This window comes from Clostridioides sp. ZZV15-6597 (assembly GCF_020657815.1).
GTDB lineage: Bacteria > Bacillota > Clostridia > Peptostreptococcales > Peptostreptococcaceae > Clostridioides.
The window spans coordinates 1-4936 of record NZ_JAGWCT010000173.1 but is presented as its reverse complement, the minus strand read 5'-3'; the positions used below and the strand labels follow the sequence as shown (position 1 = coordinate 4936).

The window sequence follows — 4936 nt, the reverse complement described above, 5'->3', positions numbered from 1 at the left end:
TTCTTATATAGATATTTGAATTGAAATCTCAGTCATATAATTTTCTTCATTGCTTTCACAAAAAAAGTCAAGTATACTTTCTTCATATGAATTACCAATAATTTTATAGTTATTATCATATATATATTTTTTTAATTTTTCATAGGACTTATATGAGTCTTCATATCTTCCAATATGCTTTATACATGCATACATTCCTTCTGGCTTTATATATAGCTTTTTATCTTTTATTTTTTTATCTATTTTTAAATAAAAACTTGATATACTTAAATAGTCTCCGTTTTTTATATTTTCATTACTTACTATTGCTCCTAATTCATACCCCTGATACAGATTTTTTGACTTACAGTAATTTGTAAAATCAATTAATTCCATCATAAAATTACCATCATTTATACTACTCAAATCACTTGATAATACTAAGTATTCTTCACATCTATTGGATATATAGATTTCTTCATTATCTATCTTAGAAATACCTTCAACTGTAGTATTTATCCTGTTTTGTATTTTAGAACTTATTTGTTTTAATTTTTTTATTTTCTCTCTTATCTTTTTTTCTTCTTCTTTAAGCATTTCTACACAAAGTTGAGGGCTTCTATTTTTTATATATTCTTTTATCTCTTCTAAACTCATTCCTATTTCTCTTAATGATTGTAATATATCTAATGTATCGTACTGATATACTGAATAATATCTATAATTGTTTCTATCTTTGTATTCGGGTGAAAAAATACCTATTTTATCATAAAAAATCAATGTCTGCTTAGAAATACCACATAGTTTTGCAAATTCACCTGTAGTAAAATACTGTTTTTCCAAGGTTTGTACGCTCCTTATCTTATTGTTATCTAGACAATTACTATATACTTTAATATTTACTGAATCAAGTAATTCTTATTTAATAAAATCAGTATATTTTTAATTTTAAAGGTTAAATGTCAGTTAAAAGTAAAATATATTTACTTGATAGATTATATAAGTAAATGCTAAATTGCAAATTTGACTAGTATCAGATATCTAATTTTAAAATATCTAGAATTTCTCTTGCTGTTTGTGGCTTTCCAAAAAAATATCCCTGTATGTAATCTGGTTTCATTTGCTTAACTAAATCATACTCCTCCTGTGTTTCTACTCCTTCTAAACACACTCTTATTCCTACATCATGACAAATTGCAACAATAAAGCGTATGAAGGTAGCATCAAACTTACTTTTTAATATGTCTTTGACAAATACTCTATCAATTTTAACTATATCTATTGGGGAAAATTTTAAAATTTCTAAAGAAGAGTACCCAGTACCAAAATCATCCATAGCAATACGAATTCCTAAATATTGTAAAACTTCAAACTTATCTTGTAAAATACTCATATTTTGTACTGTATGACTTTCTGTCAACTCTAATACAAGATTTTGATAAGGAAAATTTTCCTCAGATATAATTTTAATTATATCCTCAATAAACATTTCCTCTAATATTTGTACAGCTGAAATATTTACACTTACTGTAAAAAGAGGATTATAATCAATCCAATCACCACAAGTACGTAATGCCATTCGAAGTACCCATGCTCCCACATCATTTATCATATCATTTTCTTCCAAAATTGGAATAAATTCTAAAGGAGAAATTGCTTCACCTTTCTGGTTAGTCCATCTTAAAAGTGCTTCTACACCTATTATTTTATGACTTTGTGTGTCTACTTGTGGCTGAAATCGAAGACTAAATCCCTGAAAATTATCATTAATTGATGCTTTCAACTCCCACATCATTTCCAATGAATACACTTTATTTTTCAAGATTTTTTCAGAGAAAAAAACAAGTTTATTCTTTCCATGCTCTTTAGCATACTGTAAAGAGTAGCTAGCATATTTATAAAGTTCTTTTACTGTATCTCCATGTTTTGGATATATAGCACATCCAGTAGAAATTGTTATATTTAATCCATATTTTCTCCACAATTGAAGATGTATAATCAAATTCTGTATCTGTTCATATAGAATTCGAATGTCATTTTCTTCAACATTATCAACAAGAATTCCCATTTCATCACCATCAAGTTTATAAAGTTCGGCATTACCTGGCAAAATAGACTTTATGGATTGTGCTAAAGTTTTTATTATGTTATCTCCAAAAGATCTATCATACATCTCATTAACATTCTTAAAGTCATCAATATTTAGTAGCATTATGCATAATTTTTCAATCATGGGATTTGAAAGTTTTTCTTCAAATACACTCATAAATTCATAGTAGTTTAATAGCTGTGTTAATGGGTCAATCTTATTTTGCTTACCTAACTGTGTCATAATTCCTGCAAAAATACTTGGCTCTCCAAATTCATCACGCATTAGTTGCCCTCTACACTTTAACCAGATATATTCTCCACTACGATTTTTAGCTCTAAATTCAACTGTATGATAATCCATATAATCTTTACCTATTTCCATATTTGACTTATAAAAACGAGACCAATCTTCTGGATGTACAATTTTTTTCCAATAGACAAGTGGATTTTCCACAATTTCTCCTGGTAAATCAAATAATTCAACTTGTGATGGTGAATATCGAAACACTCCTGTTTTTAAATTACATATATATATATATTCATCTGTACCTCTAATCAGAGCATCATAAAGTAAAGTGGAATCATAATCAAATTTATCTCTTGACGTATTTAAATACTTAAAGTTCTCTTTTTTTTCATTGTTATCTGATACTTTACAAAACTCATCAATCTTAACTTGTTTGTTTAAAGCTATAGAATTTGTAATATCTATAGATTGATGTATATGAACAGTTGTCCCATCATACCATGTAATTAAACTATCATAATTCTCAAAGACTCTATTTAACTTATTACATTTTTCATACCATTTTATTGATACTCCTTTTTTATTGCTCTTTAGTAATTCTGAAATCTTACAACAACTACAAGGAATATTTTTTTCAGGATATAATACTTCCCAGCAAACTTTTCCTTCTGGAACTAAATTATGATACTCTTCTTTCATATTTTTATTCATGAAAATAATTTTATTGGTATGAATATCTGTAATATATATATTAATCTTTATCTGATTTAATATAATTTCAAGGTTATGTTTGTTCATATACATGCCTCCTTCATTGTTACTATTATTTATAACAACATTTCCAAAATTATTTTTTATTACAGAGGATTACTTATCATTTTTATATATACATTAAATAGCCTAATTTACTTGGGAAATTTATCACTTCATATTTTAAATTATAGTTGATTAAAAAAAATACATCAATATCCTATTTACCAATTTAAATGATATATAAAAAATATACTTGATAATGGCTTTGCACAACCTCTTACCGGACTTCTTATTCGTGAAGATATAATAAAACATCTATCCAGTTTTGCAATTATAACAACCAGTTTTACATACTCACTTGTAAAATACTTCTAGACAATATATCATACTATATAGGTTTTCAAATGAAATAATACATGCCATTTACTGAATATTTTAATTTTTCGTTTTTTAGGGGGATTGATTGTGTTTAAAGATAAAATTGATGAATGTGTCCATATAATGACTGCATATATTGCTAATTTAAAAGAATACTATTCATTTATAGAAACTCAAATTGATGATTTTATTAAAAAATATGGCGAAGATACTGTGGAGTCATGTCTCCATAGAATAATGATTTTATTATGTGAATGTGGTTTGGCATAAAATCAAGTATATTAAATAGGCAAAAAGAATTTTATATAAGATTCTTCTTGCCTACTTTTATATATTTTAGTTTTAATAGTTTTATCCAAAAGTTATACATTTAAAACTAAAATTTAATAATAAATATTAAAATTAATAACAAAAGAATTTAATTAATTTATTTCTAATATACATAAAATCAAATATTAAGAATAAAGTATTATAAACAAGATACTTTCTAAAGGGAGGAAATTATGATAGATAATCAAAAATATGTTATTTTATCACTTGAATTACATTTATTTTTTTCAAGAATTATGAAAGAGCATTCTCTTTTTTTAGAAGCAGGATTTACATCTAAAGATTACAATCTTGCTTTAGAAGCTGACCACTATAAAAACCAATTTGAGGAATTATTATCATATGCTGTTAGTGCTAGCAATGGTGTAATTAGACCTGATATATTATACTCAGAAGAAATTGTCACTAGTCACACATTGGATGCAGAAAAAAAGACAGAGGAATTTACAGGAATCGAAATAAATCAAAACATAACCACAAGAGAATTAAATTTACAGAGTGGTGTAAATCCACAAGTTAGTCAAGACTTAGTAAATTATGTGGCTCAGCTTAACTCAGATTCACTAAAATTACTTGATGGACTTATTAATCTAAAAGAAAGAGTTCTAGATGGAGTGCTATCATGCAATCTATTTACCTCAAATTACCCTCTGCTTATTGAACATATAATACATGAAGCTAACTTATATCGTTCCTATGTAATTGACCTAGAAAATAAAATAGATATTGATTCAAAGGATTTTAAAGAGATAGAATTATTTTGGGACCAAATTATGATGGAACATGCATTGTTTATGAGAGGATTACTTGACCCATCTGAAAATGAACTAATCAATACTTCAAATGAGTTTGCTATAAAATTTAAGAAATTAATAGAAGAGACAAATAAAATGAATGATACTACTATAGATAGTATGACAGATAAAACTCTAGATGAAACAGTTGAATTTAAAGATTTTAAAGAGGCTGGAGTATCTGGAATAGAACAATGTAAAATAAAATCTATAATATTGCCACTTTTAGCAGACCATGTGTTAAGAGAAGCCAATCATTATATCAGAATATTGGAGAACTACAAAAATATGTAATTATTTTGGAATAGAACAATGTAAAATAAAATCTATAATATTGCCACTTTTAGCAGACCATGTGTTAAGA

The 4936-nt window shown here is 26.2% G+C and carries 4 protein-coding genes; 2 read left to right on the top strand and 2 right to left on the bottom strand.

From position 1 onward, the window contains the following. Positions 1 to 3: 3 nt before the first annotated feature. Together KGF52_RS20255 and KGF52_RS20250 are read right to left on the bottom strand one after the other, a co-directional pair. The gene (locus KGF52_RS20255) at positions 4 to 822 is read right to left on the bottom strand and encodes a MerR family transcriptional regulator (protein ID WP_227841420.1); all 819 of its coding nucleotides are present in this window, start codon (positions 820 to 822) and stop codon (positions 4 to 6) included. Between the two features lie 190 nt (positions 823 to 1012). Beyond that, on the bottom strand, positions 1013 to 3115 hold the full coding sequence (locus tag KGF52_RS20250; RefSeq protein ID WP_227841419.1) for a GGDEF and EAL domain-containing protein: 2103 nt from the start codon (positions 3113 to 3115) through the stop codon (positions 1013 to 1015). A gap of 420 nt (positions 3116 to 3535) precedes the next feature. Between KGF52_RS20250 and KGF52_RS20245 the strand changes: the two genes are divergently transcribed. Next, positions 3536 to 3718, top strand: a complete 183-nt coding sequence (locus tag KGF52_RS20245) for a hypothetical protein (protein ID WP_227432883.1) — start codon at positions 3536 to 3538, stop codon at positions 3716 to 3718. 233 nt (positions 3719 to 3951) lie between these two features. Beyond that, positions 3952 to 4866 (top strand): DUF2935 domain-containing protein, encoded by a 915-nt coding sequence (locus tag KGF52_RS20240; protein ID WP_227841418.1) that lies wholly within the window; start codon positions 3952 to 3954, stop codon positions 4864 to 4866. Positions 4867 to 4936 lie beyond the last annotated feature (70 nt).

Coding starts and splice junctions, on each gene's coding strand:
- KGF52_RS20240 (WP_227841418.1), top strand. CDS start 3,952: ATGATAGATAATCAAAAATATGTTATTTTATCACTTGAATTACATTTA.
- KGF52_RS20250 (WP_227841419.1), bottom strand. CDS start 3,115: ATGAACAAACATAACCTTGAAATTATATTAAATCAGATAAAGATTAAT.